19 protein-coding genes and 1 riboswitch are annotated in these 17047 nt (G+C 69.8%); of the genes, 12 read left to right on the top strand and 7 right to left on the bottom strand.

Going from position 1 to position 17047, the window contains the following annotated elements; all coding sequences use genetic code 11:
- Positions 1–18 precede the first annotated feature (18 nt).
- Positions 19–528, top strand: coding sequence for a monooxygenase family protein (locus tag J2853_RS45485; RefSeq protein ID WP_307568232.1), 510 nt, complete (start codon positions 19–21; stop codon positions 526–528).
- A 100-nt stretch (positions 529–628) separates the two neighbouring features.
- On the opposite strand, the gene J2853_RS45480 is transcribed toward J2853_RS45485, so the two are convergent.
- Positions 629–1369 carry a CTP synthase C-terminal region-related (seleno)protein gene (locus J2853_RS45480; RefSeq protein WP_307568230.1) on the bottom strand — a complete coding sequence of 247 codons (741 nt, stop codon included), beginning with the start codon at positions 1367–1369 and terminating at the stop codon, positions 629–631.
- A 77-nt stretch (positions 1370–1446) separates the two neighbouring features.
- On the opposite strand from J2853_RS45480, the gene J2853_RS45475 reads away from it, so the two are divergent.
- Positions 1447–2289 carry a LysR family transcriptional regulator gene (locus tag J2853_RS45475; RefSeq protein ID WP_307568228.1) on the top strand — a complete coding sequence of 281 codons (843 nt, stop codon included), beginning with the start codon at positions 1447–1449 and terminating at the stop codon, positions 2287–2289.
- Between the two features lie 91 nt (positions 2290–2380).
- On the top strand, positions 2381–4210 hold the full coding sequence (locus tag J2853_RS45470) for an ABC transporter ATP-binding protein/permease (RefSeq protein WP_307568227.1): 1830 nt from the start codon (positions 2381–2383) through the stop codon (positions 4208–4210).
- Between the two features lie 111 nt (positions 4211–4321).
- On the opposite strand, the gene J2853_RS45465 is transcribed toward J2853_RS45470, so the two are convergent.
- The gene (locus J2853_RS45465) at positions 4322–4768 is read right to left on the bottom strand and encodes a winged helix-turn-helix transcriptional regulator (protein WP_307568225.1); all 447 of its coding nucleotides are present in this window, start codon (positions 4766–4768) and stop codon (positions 4322–4324) included.
- Between the two features lie 133 nt (positions 4769–4901).
- Between J2853_RS45465 and J2853_RS45460 the strand changes: the two genes are divergently transcribed.
- On the top strand, positions 4902–5774 hold the full coding sequence (locus J2853_RS45460; protein ID WP_307568223.1) for an aldo/keto reductase family oxidoreductase: 873 nt from the start codon (positions 4902–4904) through the stop codon (positions 5772–5774).
- Between the two features lie 277 nt (positions 5775–6051).
- Here the strand turns inward: J2853_RS45460 and J2853_RS45455 are convergent, their stop codons facing one another.
- Positions 6052–6663 (bottom strand): hypothetical protein, encoded by a 612-nt coding sequence (locus J2853_RS45455; RefSeq protein WP_307568222.1) that lies wholly within the window; start codon positions 6661–6663, stop codon positions 6052–6054.
- 50 nt (positions 6664–6713) lie between these two features.
- A riboswitch (TPP riboswitch) is annotated at positions 6714–6812 on the top strand.
- Between J2853_RS45455 and J2853_RS45450 the strand changes: the two genes are divergently transcribed.
- The gene (locus J2853_RS45450; RefSeq protein WP_307568220.1) at positions 6800–7486 is read left to right on the top strand and encodes a TenA family protein; all 687 of its coding nucleotides are present in this window, start codon (positions 6800–6802) and stop codon (positions 7484–7486) included. (Overlaps the previous riboswitch by 13 nt.)
- A gap of 203 nt (positions 7487–7689) precedes the next feature.
- On the opposite strand, the gene J2853_RS45445 is transcribed toward J2853_RS45450, so the two are convergent.
- Positions 7690–8214, bottom strand: a complete 525-nt coding sequence (locus J2853_RS45445; RefSeq protein ID WP_307568218.1) for a PadR family transcriptional regulator — start codon at positions 8212–8214, stop codon at positions 7690–7692.
- 73 nt (positions 8215–8287) lie between these two features.
- Here J2853_RS45445 and J2853_RS45440 point away from each other — a divergent pair, with 73 nt between their 5' ends.
- Positions 8288–8464: a hypothetical protein gene (locus J2853_RS45440; protein WP_307568216.1), complete on the top strand. Its 177-nt coding sequence runs from the start codon at positions 8288–8290 to the stop codon at positions 8462–8464.
- A gap of 282 nt (positions 8465–8746) precedes the next feature.
- Positions 8747–9463, top strand: coding sequence for a polyprenol monophosphomannose synthase (locus tag J2853_RS45435; protein WP_307568214.1), 717 nt, complete (start codon positions 8747–8749; stop codon positions 9461–9463).
- A 141-nt stretch (positions 9464–9604) separates the two neighbouring features.
- Here J2853_RS45435 and J2853_RS45430 read toward each other — a convergent pair whose 3' ends face one another.
- Positions 9605–10675 (bottom strand): glycerophosphodiester phosphodiesterase family protein, encoded by a 1071-nt coding sequence (locus J2853_RS45430; RefSeq protein WP_307568212.1) that lies wholly within the window; start codon positions 10673–10675, stop codon positions 9605–9607.
- Between the two features lie 381 nt (positions 10676–11056).
- On the opposite strand from J2853_RS45430, the gene J2853_RS45425 reads away from it, so the two are divergent.
- The 3 genes from J2853_RS45425 to J2853_RS45415 all read left to right on the top strand — a co-directional run bounded on the left by J2853_RS45425 (position 11057) and on the right by J2853_RS45415 (position 13712).
- The gene (locus J2853_RS45425; RefSeq protein WP_307568210.1) at positions 11057–12607 is read left to right on the top strand and encodes an OmpA family protein; all 1551 of its coding nucleotides are present in this window, start codon (positions 11057–11059) and stop codon (positions 12605–12607) included.
- A 162-nt stretch (positions 12608–12769) separates the two neighbouring features.
- A complete protein-coding gene (locus J2853_RS45420) occupies positions 12770–13231 on the top strand; it encodes a helix-turn-helix transcriptional regulator (RefSeq protein ID WP_307568209.1) in 462 nt (153 codons plus the stop codon).
- Between the two features lie 52 nt (positions 13232–13283).
- Positions 13284–13712: a VOC family protein gene (locus tag J2853_RS45415; protein ID WP_307568207.1), complete on the top strand. Its 429-nt coding sequence runs from the start codon at positions 13284–13286 to the stop codon at positions 13710–13712.
- Here the strand turns inward: J2853_RS45415 and J2853_RS48085 are convergent.
- The gene (locus J2853_RS48085; protein ID WP_370879504.1) at positions 13690–13920 is read right to left on the bottom strand and encodes an inositol monophosphatase family protein; all 231 of its coding nucleotides are present in this window, start codon (positions 13918–13920) and stop codon (positions 13690–13692) included. The genes J2853_RS45415 and J2853_RS48085 overlap by 23 nt on opposite strands.
- 148 nt (positions 13921–14068) lie before the next feature.
- Positions 14069–15136: a hypothetical protein gene (locus tag J2853_RS45410; protein ID WP_307568205.1), complete on the bottom strand. Its 1068-nt coding sequence runs from the start codon at positions 15134–15136 to the stop codon at positions 14069–14071.
- A gap of 129 nt (positions 15137–15265) precedes the next feature.
- Between J2853_RS45410 and J2853_RS45405 the strand changes: the two genes are divergently transcribed.
- Positions 15266–16369, top strand: coding sequence for a sensor histidine kinase (locus tag J2853_RS45405; RefSeq protein ID WP_307568203.1), 1104 nt, complete (start codon positions 15266–15268; stop codon positions 16367–16369).
- Positions 16366–17001: a response regulator gene (locus tag J2853_RS45400; RefSeq protein ID WP_307568201.1), complete on the top strand. Its 636-nt coding sequence runs from the start codon at positions 16366–16368 to the stop codon at positions 16999–17001. The genes J2853_RS45405 and J2853_RS45400 overlap by 4 nt, the downstream gene beginning before the upstream one ends.
- Positions 17002–17047: the final 46 nt, after the last annotated feature.

Genomic DNA, 17047 nt, shown 5'->3' with positions numbered 1-17047 from the left:
AGCCGTAAGGAGCGTTGAATGCCAACTCGAGTGAACCGGCAGACCGTCGACCTGTCCGCCTACCCGGACCTCATCGTCCTGTACCTCGGCATGCGGGTGAACCGGCTGTACGGGGTCCGGACCTTCTTCAGCTTCGGCCGGAAGATCAGTGAGTCGGTCGAGGGCAAGCCGGACGGACTGCTGCTGCACGAGCCCGTGTACTACTCGTTCTTCCCGATGAACATGGGGATGCGCCAGTACTGGCGGGACCTGCCCTCGCTGCTCGCCTTCGCCCGGTCCGAGCCGCATCGGCAGTGGTGGCTGGACTTCCTGCGGGACTCGGGCGGCACCGGTTTCTGGCACGAGACGTACTCGGTCAGGGGCGGCATGGAGGCCGTCTACGACGACGTGCCCAAGCCGCTCGGGTTCGGACGGTTCGCCGGGCTCCAGCGCGCTCGTGGACCCATGTTCGGTTCCGCGTCCCGCCTGGGACGCTCCGACGACGACGGCAGCCCGGCCCTGAGCGAGACGGACCTCTACGGGTCCTAGCCGCGCGGGCCGTCGTCGACGGCCACAGGGGGTGTCCGCCCGGTGACGCCCGCCGCCCGCCGCCGATTCGTCGTCGGCTCACCCGTCCGAAGCGGACCGGTTACCCGGCCAGGGCCGTGTGACGGGCCGCCTGGAGCGAGGCCGGGGCTTTCGAGGCGGCCAGCTCCACGGAGGCCGAGGCGAACGCGGTGATGATCGGGTGTGGCCGGGTGCCGTCCCCGGCCAGCTCAGGCTGAAAGAGTGTGGCCAGGAAGAACGGGTGACCGGACAGTTCGAGCACTCGTACGGCTCCGGCGCCGTCACGGCCGGTGAAGTTCAGGCCACCCTCCTCCAGCACGGACAGGTAGTCGGGATTGAGGCCGAAGTCACAGGAGTACTTCTCCACGCTCCTGCCGGCGCCGATGATCCTCTCGACCAGCGAGCCGGGCACCAGCAGGACTTCGTCCTCATGGCCGGCGAGCGAGCACGCCAGCGGCAGCAGCAGGAAGTCATCGGCGTCCGGGTCGTTCTCGGCGTGCGCGACCGGCAGGCCGAGGACGTTGCGCGCGTACTCCAGCAGGGTGTGCTGGAAGCCGCCGCAGGTGCCCAGGAACGGGATGCCACGCTCGCGGGCGATCCTGGCGGCGTTCACCGCGCCCGCCTCGCTGCGATAAGGACTGCCGGGCAGCATCCAGACGCCGTCGAACCCGTCCAGGTCCTGGGCCTCGGTGGTGGGGATCCAGTAGGCGTCCAGCGTCGACTCGTCGCGCTCGCGCAGCGCTTCGAGAATCGACGGGATGCGCACATGGGCCTGGACACTCGGAGATCTGTCGCCGACCAGGGCGATTCTTGCGACCGTCATGTCCTCATCCTCGCCGGAGCTCCAAGGTAAGCGCCAACGATGATTCTTGCTCGCTTGATAAGCGATACTGATGCGTCGTGGATCCACATCTGCTGCGCACGTTCGTGACCGTCGTTCACCGGGGGTCCTTCTCCGCCGCGGCCGAGGATCTCGGCTACACCCAGTCGGCGGTGTCCCAGCAGATCGCCGTGCTGGAGGCGGATCTGGGACTGGCTCTGGTGCACCGCCGCCCGGTGACGCCCACCCCTGCGGGGGAACGACTGCTGGAACACGCCGGTCCGCTGCTGCTACGCCATCGAGCCGCCCGCGCCGACGTCCTGCGCGCCGCCGCCGGCCCGATCGAGCGGCTGACCGTGGTGGCCTCCCCGCTGGCGTGCACCCCGGTGATCGCCCGGAGCCTGGCGCAGGAGCGGCCGGCGGTGACCCTTCGCACGGCCGGACGCGAGAATGTCGCCGAGCAGGTCGCCTCCGGCGCCGCCGACCTCGGGTTCGTCGACGGGATCGCCGCGCCCAGCGATCCGCTGCGCCTGCCGGACGTGGGACCGCTGACCGCCGTCGGTGTGGCCGAGGAGGAGCTGGTGGTGGTCCTGCCCGGCGATCACCCGCTGTCTCGCAGGCGCGGGCTCGCGCTGACCGACCTGGCCGACGCGCTGTGGCTGCAGGCCCCCGCCGCCGTGTCGGTGGAGCGGTTGCGCGAGGTGGCGGGTACGGACGGGTTCCGTGCCGGATTCCACTACGGCGGCGAGGACGTGCACACCCTCCTGAATCTCGCCGCCGCCGGACACGGCCTGACCCTGCTGCCCTCGTCGGTGGCGGCCGGAGTGCCGCTGACCGCGCCGCGCGTCGTGCACCGGGTGGAGATGCTCCACGGTCTCCTCACGTCGGGTCCGGCCCAGGCCGTCGCCGAGCGGCTCCGCTAGGACAGAGCGCATCGAGCCCCCGCTCGTTCAGTCCTTCACTTTACCATAAAAAATGGTACAAATCGGACTTTAAGGACGTATCTTCTTACAGGTGTCGACTCGATCCGCCAGCGGCGCCGTGGACTGGCAGCACGAATGGCTCACATCCCTTACTTCGACAGCGATGACCTGGGCCGCCACCATTCTGGTCGGCGCCCTGGTGGTCTGGGTGCTGACCCGCTACACGCACTGGGGGCGGCAGTTCCGGCGACTCGCCTTTCCCTATCTCAAGCCTGGACGCGGCTGGATCACCTGGCGACCGCTGCTCACCCTCCTGCTGCTGCTCTGGATGACGGTCCTCGCGGTGCGCCTCGAAGTGCTGATCTCCTATGCGACGAACGGCCTCTACACGGCGCTGCAGGGGCTGGACGCGAAGATGTTCTGGTTCTGCGTCACCGTCTTCATGGTCCTCGCGGTGATCGTCGTCTCCAGCGCACAGCTCGCGTATCTCATCACCCAGCGACTGTTCATCCATTGGCGGACCTGGCTCAACGACCGCATGATCGCCGACTGGCTGGACGGGCACGCCTACCATCGGGGCCAGTTCGTGAGCTTCCCGGTCGACAACCCGGATCAGCGCATCGAGGAAGACGTCACGCAGTTCGTCGAGAACTCGTACGACCTGTCGATCGGTGCGATCGACGCCGCCTTGAGGTTGGTGTCGTTCACCGCCATCCTCTGGGGGCTCTCAGGACCGATGTCCGTCTTCGGCCACGCGGTACCGCGTGCGATGGTCTTCCTCGCCTACGTCTACGTGATCATGGCGTCGTTCCTCGCCTTCAGGATCGGTCGCCCGCTGATCCACTTGAACTTCCTGCGAGAGGGCCTCTCCGCCTCTTTCCGCTACACCCTGGTCCGCCTGCGGGACAACTCCGAGAGCATCGCGTTCTGCGGTGGCGAGGATGTCGAGCGGACGGCGCTGTCGGCCAGGTTCTCCAGTGTCATGGGGAACACCTGGGCGATCACCAAGCGGTCCCTGAAGCTTCAGGTGTTCAACGACACGGTCACCCAGATCTCGGTCGTGTTCCCCTTCATCATCCAGGTGCCGCGCTTCTTCAGCGGAACGATCTCCCTCGGTGACATCACCCAGACCGCCGACGCTTTCGGCCAGGTGCACGACTCGTTGTCCTTCTTCAGGAACTCCTACGACTCCTTCGCCACCTACCGGGCGACGCTGAACCGGCTGACGGCGCTGATGGACGCGAACAGGGAGTCGCGCGGCCTGTCGTCGCCGATCTTCACGCATCGCCCCGACGCGCTGGAGATCGAGGGCCTGGGAGTATGGCGTCCCGACAGGCAACCGCTGATCGAGGGCCTGACGCTGAGCATGAGCCCAGGGCAATCACTGCTGGTCAGGGGCGCCTCGGGAAGCGGGAAGACCACGTTGCTGCGCAGCCTGGCCAGTCTCTGGCCGCACGCCCACGGCACCGTCCGCCGCCCCACCGGAGCTCACACGCTCTTCCTGTCGCAGCAGCCCTACCTGCCCCTGGGAAGCCTGCGTACCGCGCTGGCCTACCCCGAGCCCGCGCACCGGATCGGCGACGAGCAGGCGTGCGAGGCGTTGCGCTGGGTGCAGCTCGGCCATTTGGAGGGTCAGATCGACGATGAGGCCCAGTGGTCCCGCACCCTGTCTCCCGGCGAGCAACAGCGCCTCGGCTTTGCCAGGGTCCTGCTGCAGCGGCCCCTCCTGGCCTTCCTCGACGAGGCGACCTCCGCCGTCGACGAAGGTCTCGAACACGCGTTGTACAGCTTGATCCGCGATCGCCTGCCCCGGTGCATCCTCGTCAGCGTCGGCCATCGCAGCACGTTGAACGCCTTCCACACCCACTATCTGGAACTGCTCGGTGCGGGACGCTGGGGCATGGCGCCGGGAGGCGGGTAGGCCGTTTTCGTCCGTGGAACGGTTGGTCTCGACCCGCCAGGTGCACGATCGCCGATGGCCGGCCGGGTGAAGGGCCGGAAAGGGGCTGATGTGACGCCTTCGCTCCCCGGTTCAGACGGCGCGGGTGTCGTCGTACGTCGCACGGTTGGCGAGCACGTCGTCCATGTGCGTCTCGGCCCAGGCCTTGAGGCCGCTCATCATCTGGTGCAGCGAGAGACCGAGATCGGTCAGCTCGTAGGAGACCGTGACGGGCACGGTCGGCGTCGCGGTACGGGTGATCAGACCGTCACGCTCCAAGGAGCGCAGCGTCTGAGTGAGCATCTTCTGACTGACGCCGGCCAGCAGGCGGGACAACTCCGAGTAGCGCATCGACCGGGGCTCACCGGCGCAGTCGGCGCCGAACCGATGCGAGCCGTCGCTGCCCAGCGCGGCCAGGACCAACGTGACCCACTTGTCGGAGATCCGGTCGAGCAGCTTGCGGCTAGGACAGGCCGCAAGGAAAGCGTCATATTCCGCCTTGGTCTGTGCCCTCTTCTGTGCCGCCGTCATCGTCGCCATCGACCGCTCCTCCACCCGTGGGTGCCTTACGAACTCGGAAGTACGTACTTCCCGTCAGGAAGTTACCCCTCCATAGTGAAGCAGGTATCCGTCAGGCACCAGCACCGCCTGGCTCAACACTGAAACCAGAGGTATGAGCATGTTCTCCACTTCCCTTCCCGGCGGCACCTGGACGCTGGGCGACCTGACCGTCACCCGGTTCGGCTACGGCGCCATGCAACTCGCCGGCCCCTGGGTCATGGGGCCGCCCGCCGACCACGACGGCGCACTCGCCGTCCTCCGCGAGGTCGTCGACCTCGGCATCACCCACATCGACACCAGCGACGCCTACGGGCCGCACGTCACCAACCAGCTGATCCGTGAAGCGCTGCACCCGTACCCCGAATCGCTGCACATCGTGACCAAGGTCGGCGCGACCCGCGACCAGCAGGGCGGCTGGCCCCCGGCCCGGGAGCCGGAAAACCTGCGCCGGGCCGTCCACGAGAACCTTGAGAGTCTCGGCCTGGAGGTGCTCGACCTGGTCAACCTCCGGCTCGGCAACGCCGAGGGACCCCAGCCCGGCTCGCTCGCCGAACCGTTCGAGACGCTCGTCGAACTCCAGCGGCAGGGCCTGATCCGGCACCTCGGAGTGAGCACCGCGACGGCGGAACAGGTCGCCGAGGCGCAGGCGATCGCGCCGATCGTGTGCGTGCAGAACATGTACAACCTCGCGTACCGCCACGACGACGCCCTGATCGACGGGCTCGCCGAACAGGGCGTCGCCTACGTGCCCTACTTCCCGCTCGGCGGCTTCAGCCCACTGCAGTCCTCGGCGCTCTCGACCGTGGCCGCCCGGTTGGACGCGACGCCGATGTCTGTCGCCCTGGCCTGGCTACTGCGGCGGTCGCCGAACATCCTGCTCATCCCCGGCACCTCGTCCGCGGCGCACCTGCGCGAGAACATCGCCGGCGCGGAACTCTCGCTCTCCGACGAGGACCTCGCCGAACTGGACAAGATCGGCCTCTGACGAGGCATCCGCCGGCCCACTGTTTGCAACGGCGGCGGTGACCTGCGCGTTCACGCCGTGGCGGTGTTCTCCGGGCAGGTCAGGAGTCAAGGAAGAAAAGCGTTCACCGGCGGAAAAGGATGATCCGCGGCTGCGTCACGGTTTGACGGCAGGCCTCGGCTTGACGGCAGACCTCGGCGCCCGCTCTCAGGTGCGGGAGTGAACCGCACCGGGATCACCGGAGACTCCGGCCTGCCCCGGGTCCTGTGGAGGCGCGGTTCAAGCCGTCGAGCGCGGGTCAGATCGGCAGTCCGATCAGCCCCCACCCGCGACGGTGGGCCTCGCCCACCACCTCTCCCCAATCGCTGAGCAGGTCGGTGAACTCCTCGAAGTTCTTGATCCAACACCCTGAAGGCCGCACGGCGTGCACGGCGAACGGCTCACGAAGTTCCTCAAGGCGCGGTGCGGCCCTGGCCCAGAGTGTGACCAGGGCGGCTACGGCCTCCGGAGGGCAGGCGAGCGACAGGCCCGAGCCCCTGTCGCCGTCAGGAGGGAGCAGCTCGCCATGCACGTGCACAGCATCGTTGTCGGGGTCGGGCCCGTACCAGAACAGCCCTGACAAGAATCCGTCCAGCGTCGCGCGCAGGTCCGGGTCGGCAGAGCCCCGGACCTTCTCCCAGGCTTGGCCGGCCCAGAAATGCGCCTTGAACGAGCCCAGCGTGCGGTAGAACTCATACCTCGCGAACCAGGGCACGCCCGCCGAGGGCCACACCCACCCGCGCTCGGGATCCTCAAGGTCCGAATCATCTTCCGGGTACGCGGCGTCCACGAGCAGTTCCAGGCGCCGGCCGGGTGGGGCCTCCGTGATGCGCGCCCAGTCGACGACCAGGACCGTGATGTCCAATCCCATGCGAGAAGGCTAGGCCCCGAACAGGCACGGACGAGCGGGCTGTTACCCTGGTCCGCGACGCGGGGTGCCCCGAGACGTTCGGGGCTGAGAGCACACCCGTCGAACCTGATCTAGTTCGAACTAGCGAAGGGACGTCATGTTCTGCGACGACGTCTGGGCACGTTCCGCCACACTGCTACAAGCCATCCATCGGCACCCCTTCAACACCGCACTCGGCGAAGGCACACTCGACCGCCGGCTTTTCGCCTTCTACATCGTGCAGGACGCCAGATATCTCGGGGCGTTCTCCAAAGCGCTCGCCACCGCCTCGGTGCGGGCCGACGATTCCCAGGAGGCCGCGTTCTGGTCGCGCAGCGCGCACGCCGCGCTGGACGCCGAGCGGACCCTGCACGAGGGTTACATCGAGGAGTACGGTCTGACCGCCGCCGACCTCGCCGGCATCCGGACCTCACCCACCTGCCTCGGCTACTCCTCCTTTCTGCAGGCCGTCGCGCTCACCGCGCCGTACCCGGTGCTCGTGGCCGCCGTTCTGCCGTGTTTCTGGGTCTACCAGGATGTGGGCGCGGCGCTTCTGAAGCGGACCGGCGACATCGCCGGCCATCCTTACCGGGCGTGGATCTCCACCTATGCCGATCCGGACTTCGCCAAGTCGGTCGAGCAGGCCAAAGAGATCGCCGATCGGCTGGCGGCCACGGCGGACGGCGTGACCCGCGCCGCCATGACCGAGGCGTTCGTCCAGGCCACGGAGTACGAGTGGATGTTCTGGGACAGCGCATGGCACCGGGAGGCGTGGCCCACGGCGCAGTGGCTGCCGGGCGACTGACACCGACGCGTCCACGCGCTGACCCGATCACGCGCTGGGGCGCGAGCGGGTCCTGACCTGTTTGGTTTTACCGCCAGGTCAACCCAGGTTCGGTACTGTGTTCGAGGTGCGGGGTGAAGGGTGATTCCGGAAGCTCCGAAATGCCGCGAAGGACGGCGACCGGGCCGGCGCCCGCCCCTCCCCCGTACGGCGTGGCGGCCCGGCTACGCCTCCAGCGAGCCGAGGGTTTCCCGCAACCACGTCAGCTCCGCCAGGCTGGTGGCCCTCGCGATGGACAGCAACCCCCGCCTGAACGGGTCGTCGAACTCCTCGGCCCGCACCGGCCGGTCCCCTTCGTAGAAGAAGCTGCTCGGCCGGGCGAGGAATTCCAGCCGACGCCGCAGCACCGCCGCCTGCGCCGCGGGATCACCCAGGTGGCGCAGGAACGCCAGCAACACGAACCACTTGTTCTCGTCGCTGATCTCCAGGTCGTCGGGCTCCCGCAGCCGCCGCAGTATCTCCGCCCGTCCCGCGTCGGTCAGGTGGAGCGTCCGCCGGGGCGCCGCGGCCACGCCCGGCTCATCCTGGCGCACCAGCCACCCCGCCGACTCCATCCGCTTGATGGCCGGATAGAGCGTCCCGTCCGCCACCGGACGTACGTGCCCCAGCAACGCCGCCACCCGTCCGCGCAGGTCGTACCCGTGCGACGGCCGGTCGTACAGAAATCCGAGTACCGCCAGCTCCAGCATGACGCCACTATACCTCGCTTGCGATATACCTAGATGCCGATATACATTGCCTCCGATACATCAGGAGGTTGTCATGCACACCGCGATCGTCCACCCGAGTGGCGCCAAGATCCGCTGGGTCGAGTTGCCCGGCACCGGCCCCGCCCGCGTCTACGTCCACGGCCTCGGCGCCTGCGCCGCGCCGTACTTCGCCGCCGCCGTCGCCCACCTCACCGCCGCGCCCATCGGCGGCGTCGCGCAGGGGGCGTGACACCCGGCGAGGTCCCGGCCGCTCGTCAGCCCGCCGTACCGGGCGCCGTGCCGGTCGGTCCAGCCGTGACCGGTGCCCCATGGTCGGCGGCGCTCCACTCCAGGTCTTCGCTCCGCGAAGCCGCCGTCGCCGCCGGTGAGAGCCTCCGGCGTCTTCTCCCTACCGGCCGATATCATGGACGTTCTTCGCCACTTCCGGTTTCGAGATCAGCCGGACGGGGATGTCACGCAGACCTGCGGCAAGAACACCTGACCATCGAGCCCGGAAGGCCTGACCCCGAACATGGCCACCGTCACCGTCGTGATCCCCACGTTCAACGAGGCGGACAATCTTCCACTGATCGCGGAGGCCCTGCTCGCACTGCCACTCGACGACCTGCGGCTCCTGGTCGTCGACGACAACTCCCCCGACGGCACGGGGAAGGTGGCCGACGAGCTGGCCGCCGCGCATCCCGGCCGGGTCGGCGTGGTGCATCGGCCGAACAGGGAGGGGCTCGGGCGCGCCTACATCGAGGGCATGGAGACCGCGCTCGCGGCCGGAGCCGACTTCGTGGTGCAGATGGACGCCGACTTCTCCCATCCCGTCGACGCCGTTCCGCGCCTGCTCGGGACCGCGCAGGCGACCGGAGCGGCGTGCGTGATCGGCAGCCGGTACGTGCCGGGCGGGACGCTGGCCGCCGAGTGGAGCCGCCGCAGGCGGGCCCTGTCGGCCTGGGCGAACTTCTACGTCCGCACCATCCTGCGCATCAGGTTGCGGGATGTGACCGCCGGGTTCAAGATCTGGCGGGCCGAGAGCCTCGCCGCGCTTGACCTCGGCGGGATCTCCTCGGGTGGCTACAGCTTCCAGGTGGAGATGCACTACCGGGCGACCAGGGCGGGGATGACGATCGTTGAGATTCCCATCCACTTCTCCGATCGCCGGGCGGGCACCTCGAAGATGAGCCTGCGGGTGCAACTGGAGTCGGCGCTGATGCCGTGGCGGCTGAGGTTCAGACGCTGAAACGGGTGCCTGAGGATCGGTCCTCACGGTTCCGGGTGCCCGGGTGTCCGACGGTCGCCCGGCGCGCCACGGGCTCACGAATCCTCCGGCGGAGCCCGGGCGCGCGCCGACGCGCACCCGGGTGTGCCGGAGGGGGACGGATCAGCCTCGCGGGCGGCGATACTGCTTGGGCAGCTTGAAGCCGCGCGAGTCGAGCACCGTGCGCAGGCGGTCGGGGTAGTCGGTGATGAGGCCGTCGACGCCGTCGTCGATGAGCTTGTTCATGGTGGGCGCGTCGTCGACGGTCCACGGGATCACCTTGATGCCCAGGCGGTGCGCCTCGTCGACCATCGTCTTGGTGACGTAGGGCCGGTATCCGGGGTCGGTCACCTTCCCGTTCTGGGGGAATCCGTGCACCGGCGAGAACGCGCCGGCCCCGAAGGACTTGACGGCCTTCAACGGGTCGCCGCCGAAGTCGTCGATGTCGATCCCGCCCAGCCACGGCGACGCGCCGGGCTGTCCCGTCTGGAGGAAGGTGTAGTCGGTGAGCGCCACGAGCGGCAGCCGCGGCTCGACCTGGCGCATCCGCATGAGGGAACCCCAGTCGAAGCTCTGGATGGTCACCTGCCTCGTCATGCGGGCCCGCCGGATCTCCTCGGCGGCGACCTGGACGAACTGCTCGCGGGGCGCGGTCTCGCTCGGCGCCCCCGCCTCCACCTTGGTCTCGACGTTCAGCATGACGTCTTTCGCCCGGTAGCTCTTGACCAGGTCGAACACCTCGCTGAGCAACGGCATGCGGGCACCGGGCGCCGGGCGCTGGCCGGGGAAGTCCGGTAACGTCCCGGAGCCGCAGTCGAGGGTCCTGACCTGCGCGAGGGTGAGGGTGTTGACGTACTTGCCGACGTAGGGGTAGGCGGTGTCACCGGGAGACACGGGGCCGGTGTCCTGGCATTTCCTGCCGTCCACCTTGCGGTCGTGGGTGACGACCGCCCTGCCGTCCTTGGTGATCTGGATGTCCAGTTCGAGCGTGCTGACACCGACCCGCAGGCCGTTGGCGAAGGAGTCGAGGGTGCTCTCCACCACCAGCCCGAGCCCGCCCCGGTGAGCCTGCAGGTCAAAGCTCTTGTGGCCCCTCCCGGGCCTGTCATGGTCGGCCACGGCCACGCCGGGGGCGGCCGCGACGGCCACTCCGGAGAGGGCGGCGATCACGGCGGCCGTACGGATTCTGATCATCGTGAGTCTTCCCGTTCTACGCGTCGGTCGTGCGAGTCTGCAGGGGAAAGGCACAGCGGCGGGCAGGACGACGGCGATCACCGAAACCGCCCGGCATCGATCGGCTGCGCCACTCACCAACTTGCCGATCTTTCATGACCTGCGGCCAAATCCCCGGCGAAACCACGGAGACGTCTGGACGCCGTGGACTCTCCCTCACGCGCCGTGTGCCGGGCCGGCGCCGTGTCCGGGACGCCCATGGCGGTGACCGCGAAGCCGGTGACCGCATACGGGAACACCGTCCGCGACGTGATCTGTGACCACCTTCTCTAGAACGCCCGCTCTCGCCGGAAAGTGCGACAGCATCGATAAAGTGATTTATCGGATCGCCGCGCTTTGCTCGTGCCGTCGGCATGTGGAGTGGCGCAGAAGGCCGCACCCCCGCCCCCCTCCCCGCCGCCTCCCGTGCCCTCCTCCCCGACGCCTCCCGCGCCCTCCTCCAGCGCTCCGGCGGCGACCGCCTCAGCCTCCCCCGGCGCCCCCGGACAGGACACGCGGCCCGCGCTGGCCGAGACGCGCAGCACCCTCACCCCGAACCTCAAGGTCGAGGTCGTCGGACTGAACCGGGTCAAGGGCGAACACCTCGTCGCCCAGCTCAGGCTCACCAACACGGGCACCGACGATCACCTGTCGTGGACCGGCGAGATGGGCGACAGCACGCGTCCACTGGGGCAGATCCGATGGGCCTCCGGCATCGGCGTGCTCGACGCGCGGGCTCACACCTGGATCCTGCCGTACAAACCCGCCGACTTCCCCTGCCTGTGCAGCGACGAGGACCGCGACAACCTCGGCTACTTCATCGACCCCGGGCAGTCGATCACCGTGTACGCGGTCATGCCCGCCCCCTCCGGCAACCCCGCCGTCACCACGGTCGTCACTCCTGTCGGCCCGCCCATGCTGAACGTGCCGATCAGCGACGAGCCGCCGGTCACCCCGCCCGGCGTGGACATCCCCGATCCCGACGCCGAGCCCGTCACCACCGTCACCCGCCAGGTCGTGACGCCGTCGGAGTCGCTGGACGCGTCGGAGGAGACCGCGGACGACGGCAAGGACCTCCAGGTCAGCCTCTCCTCCGACGTGCTGTTCGCAGTGGACAAGGCCACGCTGACGCCCAAGGCCGAGGCGATCCTGGCACGCACCGCCAAGCTGATCGAATCCTCGTCCGGATCCACGGTGAGGGTGGAGGGGCACGCCGACTCCTCCGGCACCGACGCCATCAACGACCCGCTGTCCGTGCGCCGCGCCCAGGCCGTGCAGAAGGCGCTGTCCGCGCTGGTCACCAGGGAGGGCGTGGGTTTCCAGGCCAAGGGGTACGGCTCCCGCCGCCCGCTCTACGGCAACGACAGCGAGGAGGGCAAGCGACGTAACCGCCGCGTCACGGTGACGTTCGCCAAGCCGCAGCCCGCCGAGACGGACCGGGCGGCCACTCCCTCGACGACCCTCGCTCCGGGAGCGACCGAGCTGAAGGGCACCGCGAGAGCGGACGGCCAGCCGATCTCCATGGAGGTGACCGGCCTGCGGCGGATCCCCGGCGGCCTCGGTCTGCTGACCTACCGCGTCACCAACGAGGGCGACGGCGAGGCCTGGTTCAACGAGCTGCACCATGCGAAGGACTGGGTGTCCTTCAAGTATCAGGCGGCCACCAACGTCACGCTGACCGACGTGACCGCCGGGCGCCGGTATCTACCCGGCCGGCTCCAGGTGCCCACCGACGACGGCGGCGTCGATTCCTACTGCGCCTGCACCGATGTGTCCGGTGTGCGCCTGGGCACCGAGAAGTTCGGGCCGGGCCAGGAAAGGGAGTTCTGGAACCTTTTCGCGCTGCCCGCGGACGCCTCCACGATGAAGGTGAAGATCGCCAGCTTCCGCGACCTGCAGGTGCCCGTCCAGTGATCCGAAGCGACCTGCGGGCGCCTGTCCGGTGATCCGAGGAGGGCCGGCTGTCGCAGCGGCCCGTCCACGATCGGCGATCGTGGCCGCTCAACGCGGATCCCCGCCGTCCGTATGCCCGCAGACCCGGTACGTTCTTCTCGCCCGTCGCATACCCTCGTATGCATGACAGTGACGACGACCCGAGCGGTGGCCGTCGAGCTGCTCCCCCACCTGCGCCGGGCGCGTGACCACATCGACCGTCACTACCGGACGGCGTTGGACCTCGACCGGCTCGCGGGCGTCGCCGGGGTGTCCAAGTTCCACTTCGTCCGCAGCTTCGAGGCGGCGTACGGAGAGACCCCGATCCGCTACCTCACCCGCCGCCGCATCGAACGTGCCCAGGATCTGCTGCGCACCGCCAACCTGACGGTGACCGAGGTGTGCATGCTGGTCGGGTTCGCCAGCCTCGGGTCCTTCTCGTCGCGGTTCGCCCAGCTGGTGGGTGAGAGTCCCACCTCGTACCGGAACCGGTGGGCCGCCCGGGGCGTCCCGCACGTCCCGGGGTGCTTCCTGTTCATGCGTGGGGCGCTGGATCCCGGTGGCACGACGGGACCCGTCAACGGAGAGCCCGATCACGCGACCTGAGAGAGCAATCTGAGAGAAGCGCCGGCCGGGCCACGCCGCCTACGGTGGCCACATGATTACCAACATCTCACTGGTCACCGTCCACTGCCTCGACCAGGACAAGACGCGAGACTTCTACGTCGAGAACCTGGGCTTCGAGCCCCGCAACGACATCATGATGGGCGAGGGGTTCCGCTGGGTCACCATCGGCCACCCCAGTCAGCCCGAGCTCGAGGTCACCCTGATGACGCCCGGGCCGCCGCTCGACGCCGATGCCGCGGACTTCGTCCGGCGTCAACTTGAGAAGGGCCAGGTGGGTGGCCTCGGACTCACCGTCGACGACTGCCGCAAGACCTACGAGGAACTGAGCGCCAAGGGCGTGACCTTCCTGCAGGAGCCGTCGGACCGGCCGTACGGCGTCGAGGCCGTCATGCGGGACAACACCGGAAACTGGCTGGTCCTGGTGGAGCCCAAGGAGTTCACGCCCGAGGACTTCGCCTGACCGCACCCGGACGGCCGGCCTCTTCAACGATCAACGACAGCGGGGCGTGGTCCCACACCTTGCCGCCCGCCCGCACCGCCAGGTCAAACTCACCCGCGGCCACCAGGAGGGCGGCGTGCGCCCACTCCCACTCGCGGGAACGAGCGGCCGAGGCGAGATCCTCGATGAGATTCCGGTGTGCCGCCGGTAGGGACCCGACCGGCGGCACGATCCCGAGCCCGCTCTCGGACAGGTCTTCGCGACCGCCCCGGACCGTCAGTCGGCGTGCCTCCCCCGGCGCCGCGCCGTCGAAGTCCGCGACGGGACTCCGGGATCGGGGCCGCCTGGTGGAATCGGACGGCGCGTCCGGCAGCCGATCAGACCAGCCCGCACCAGCGGCACCTGCCCCGCCTGCGCAGGTAGTAGGCCAGCGTCGCCACGCCGAGCGCCACGGCCCAGATCGGCCAGTACGCGAGCGGGTTGCTCAACCAGGCGGCCGGGTCGCTCCAGTCCATCATCCGCACGGCCTGCGTGCCCGCCGACATCAGCACGGCGGTGACCGCCGTCGCGAGGGTGACCGGAAGCCCGGGTGGCACCCGCCTGCCCGCCAGGCCGATCACCCAGCGGGGCCAGACCTCGCCCCAGCGGTGTACCAGCCCGAGCGTGAGGACGCCACCCGCCGCCGCGAACGTCGCCAGTCCCGCGCCCGCCCACACCAGGCCCGTTTCGTGCAGCCGTCGCAGGTCCTCCTCCGGGAACAGCAGCGGGATGTTCAGCGCCCACGCCCAGCGGACCAGGGCGTAGAAGAGCGGGACGGCGAAGGCCGTGTAGGCCGCCCAGCGTCCCCATCGGGCCGCCGAGGCAGGCGTCGTCCAGGTGGCGGTCCCGTGCCCGGAACGGCCGCAGCTCTCGCAGGAGTCACCGGTACGTCGCTGGAAGGCCAGCGCCGCGCCCGTCCACAGCAGCCCTCCACCCAGGCAGACGATCAGATTCAGCACCGGCCACGGCAGCGCGAGCCCGAAGTAGTCGACGTCCGGCCAGCCGAACGGCAGCCCGACCAGAAAGATCGGGGCGTAGCCGACCGCGGTCATGATTCGGCTGTCGGGGATGAGCGCCACGAGCGTCCACGCGGCGAGCCAGGCCGTCGCGAGCACCGCGACGCGGGCCGCGCCGCGCAGTCGCAGGTGGGCCATGACCAACGCGAGCACCGCGCCCGCGAACCCGAGTGCCGCGATGACCGGCGCGGTGCCCGCAGCCGTCGCACCGCCCAGCAGCGACTCCGCCCTCGCGTCGGGGATGTCGCCCTCGCCGAAGGGGAAACCCGCGCCGCCCAGCGCCCAGTAGAGCCCGAGCCCGCCGTAGACCAGCGACCACGCGCCTGCCGCGTACGCCGCCCAGCGTGGCCATCGGGCGTTCGCCCTCTGCTTCTCCGTCGTCGTTTCCATGGTTCAAGCGTCGGGCGGCGGAGGGTGCCGGACCCATCTGCCGTTCGGCGGATCTCGCCCGGCGGACGCCGCGTTTCCTCCCCCTTCTGGTGGATTTCCCGCGACCGGACAACCTCATAGGGTCGATCCATGGACCTGGTCGCCACGCTCCTGGCGCTCGCCGCGATGATCGTGGCATTCGCGCCGCGCGTTCCGCCCGAGTGGCCGGCCGCCACGGCCGGGGCGATCTCGATCGCGATCACCGTCGCCCATCCGCTGACCGGCCGGCACGGTGACTCCGCCCCCTGGATGCTGGCGGAGGTTCCGCCCCTGCTCGTGCTGACGTTCGTGGCCGTGAGGCACGCGCCTGCCCCGCGGGGCGCCGCCTCGGCCGGGCTCGCGGGAGGCGCGGTCGCGCTGATGCTCGTGCGCGTGCTCTGGCCCGGCGACCTCGCGATCATCGTCGGGGCCTGCGCGGCCTGGTCCCTCCTGGCGATCGCGGCGGCGGGGGCCGGCCTCTACGTCCGCATGCTGGACAACGGCCGCCGCCGCGCGGTGACCGAGGCCAAGCGGGCACAGCGGCTCATACTCGCCCGCGACCTGCACGACTTCGTCGCCCACGACGTGAGCGGGATCCTCGTGCAGGCGCAGGCCGCCCAGCTTGCTCCAGGGCCGCTCCCCGCGCAGGTGACCGACGCGCTGCGACGCATCGAGGCGGCGGGCCTGCGAGCCCTGGCCGCCATGGACCGGACCGTCCAGATGCTCCACGAGGCCGACGAGACGCGATCGGGCGCCGGAGAGCCGCTGCCCGGAGTCGACGGCCTGGCGCGGCTCGTCGACGGCTACTCCCCGTCGGTGCGGGTGGACCTCTCGGTCGAGCCCGGCCTGGAGCGGCGCCTCTCCCAGGAGACCTCCGCCACCGTCTATCGGGTCGTGACGGAGGCACTCACCAACGTGCGCCGCCACGCCTGTGAGGCGACCTCCGTCGGGGTCACCGTCGCTCGCGTGGAGGAGTCGGTCCGCGTACGGGTCACCGACGACGGCGGCGGCTACTCGGAGGCGGCCGGGCGCGGAGGCTTCGGCCTGGTCGGGCTCACCGAGCGGGTCGGGATACTCGGCGGCTCGCTGTCGGCCGGGCCGCAGCCGGGTGGCTGGCGGGTCGAGGCGCTCGTGCCCGCCCACCCCCACCGGGGATCTCGGGACGCCGGGGCGCGCGTGAGCCGTCCGACCGCCGACCTCGGGGAGCCGGCGTGACCACCCGGATCCTGATCGCCGACGACCAGGAGGACGTGCGGATCGGGTTCCGGCTCATCCTCGACTCTCAGCCCGACATGACCGTGGTGGGAGAGGCCGCCGACGGCCGCGCCGCCGTCGACCTGGCCCGGCATCTGCGGCCCGACGTGGTGCTCGCCGACATCCGCATGCCGAGACTCGACGGGCTGGAGGTCACCCGACTGCTGGCCGGGCAGACCCGGGTGATCGTCGTGACGACCTTCGACCTTGACGAGTACGTGCACGCGGCGCTGCGCAACGGCGCCTGCGGTTTCCTGCTCAAGCGGTCGGGCCCGGCGCTGCTGGTCGAGGCCGTCCGTGCGGCGATGGCCGGTGACACGCTGATCAGTCCGCAGGTCACCGTCCGCCTGCTGGCCCACCTGCGCGTGCCCGCCGCTCCGTCCGCGCTCACCGAACCGCTGACGGAGCGAGAGCTGGAGATCGCCCGCCTGGTCGCCCACGGCCGTACCAACGCCGAGATCGCCGCCGAGCTGTTCATCGGTCCCGGCACGGTGAAGACCCACGTCGCGAACGTCCAGCGCAAGCTGGGCGCGGCCAACCGGGTCGGCATCGCGGCCTGGGCGTGGAGCCGCGGCGTCGTCATCGGCCCGTAGGCGCCGTGCCGGCCGGTGAGGGAGAGCGAGCGGGAGACCCGCGTCC

Origin of the sequence: Streptosporangium lutulentum, from assembly GCF_030811455.1 — a bacterium.
In the GTDB taxonomy this organism is placed as follows: domain Bacteria; phylum Actinomycetota; class Actinomycetes; order Streptosporangiales; family Streptosporangiaceae; genus Streptosporangium; species Streptosporangium lutulentum.
Note: the sequence above shows the minus strand (reverse complement) of the source record. Positions and strands in the feature narration are given on the sequence as shown.

Bases quoted from the DNA above. Each gene is read 5' to 3' on its own strand.
- J2853_RS45485 (WP_307568232.1), top strand. From the start codon at position 19: ATGCCAACTCGAGTGAACCGGCAGACCGTCGACCTGTCCGCCTACCCG.
- J2853_RS45480 (WP_307568230.1), bottom strand. From the start codon at position 1,369: ATGACGGTCGCAAGAATCGCCCTGGTCGGCGACAGATCTCCGAGTGTC.
- J2853_RS45465 (WP_307568225.1), bottom strand. From the start codon at position 4,768: ATGGCGACGATGACGGCGGCACAGAAGAGGGCACAGACCAAGGCGGAA.
- J2853_RS45460 (WP_307568223.1), top strand. From the start codon at position 4,902: ATGAGCATGTTCTCCACTTCCCTTCCCGGCGGCACCTGGACGCTGGGC.
- J2853_RS45455 (WP_307568222.1), bottom strand. From the start codon at position 6,663: ATGGGATTGGACATCACGGTCCTGGTCGTCGACTGGGCGCGCATCACG.
- J2853_RS45450 (WP_307568220.1), top strand. From the start codon at position 6,800: ATGTTCTGCGACGACGTCTGGGCACGTTCCGCCACACTGCTACAAGCC.
- J2853_RS45445 (WP_307568218.1), bottom strand. From the start codon at position 8,214: ATGCTGGAGCTGGCGGTACTCGGATTTCTGTACGACCGGCCGTCGCAC.
- J2853_RS45440 (WP_307568216.1), top strand. From the start codon at position 8,288: ATGCACACCGCGATCGTCCACCCGAGTGGCGCCAAGATCCGCTGGGTC.
- J2853_RS45435 (WP_307568214.1), top strand. From the start codon at position 8,747: ATGGCCACCGTCACCGTCGTGATCCCCACGTTCAACGAGGCGGACAAT.
- J2853_RS45430 (WP_307568212.1), bottom strand. From the start codon at position 10,675: ATGATCAGAATCCGTACGGCCGCCGTGATCGCCGCCCTCTCCGGAGTG.
- J2853_RS45420 (WP_307568209.1), top strand. From the start codon at position 12,770: ATGACAGTGACGACGACCCGAGCGGTGGCCGTCGAGCTGCTCCCCCAC.
- J2853_RS45415 (WP_307568207.1), top strand. From the start codon at position 13,284: ATGATTACCAACATCTCACTGGTCACCGTCCACTGCCTCGACCAGGAC.
- J2853_RS45410 (WP_307568205.1), bottom strand. From the start codon at position 15,136: ATGGAAACGACGACGGAGAAGCAGAGGGCGAACGCCCGATGGCCACGC.
- J2853_RS45405 (WP_307568203.1), top strand. From the start codon at position 15,266: ATGGACCTGGTCGCCACGCTCCTGGCGCTCGCCGCGATGATCGTGGCA.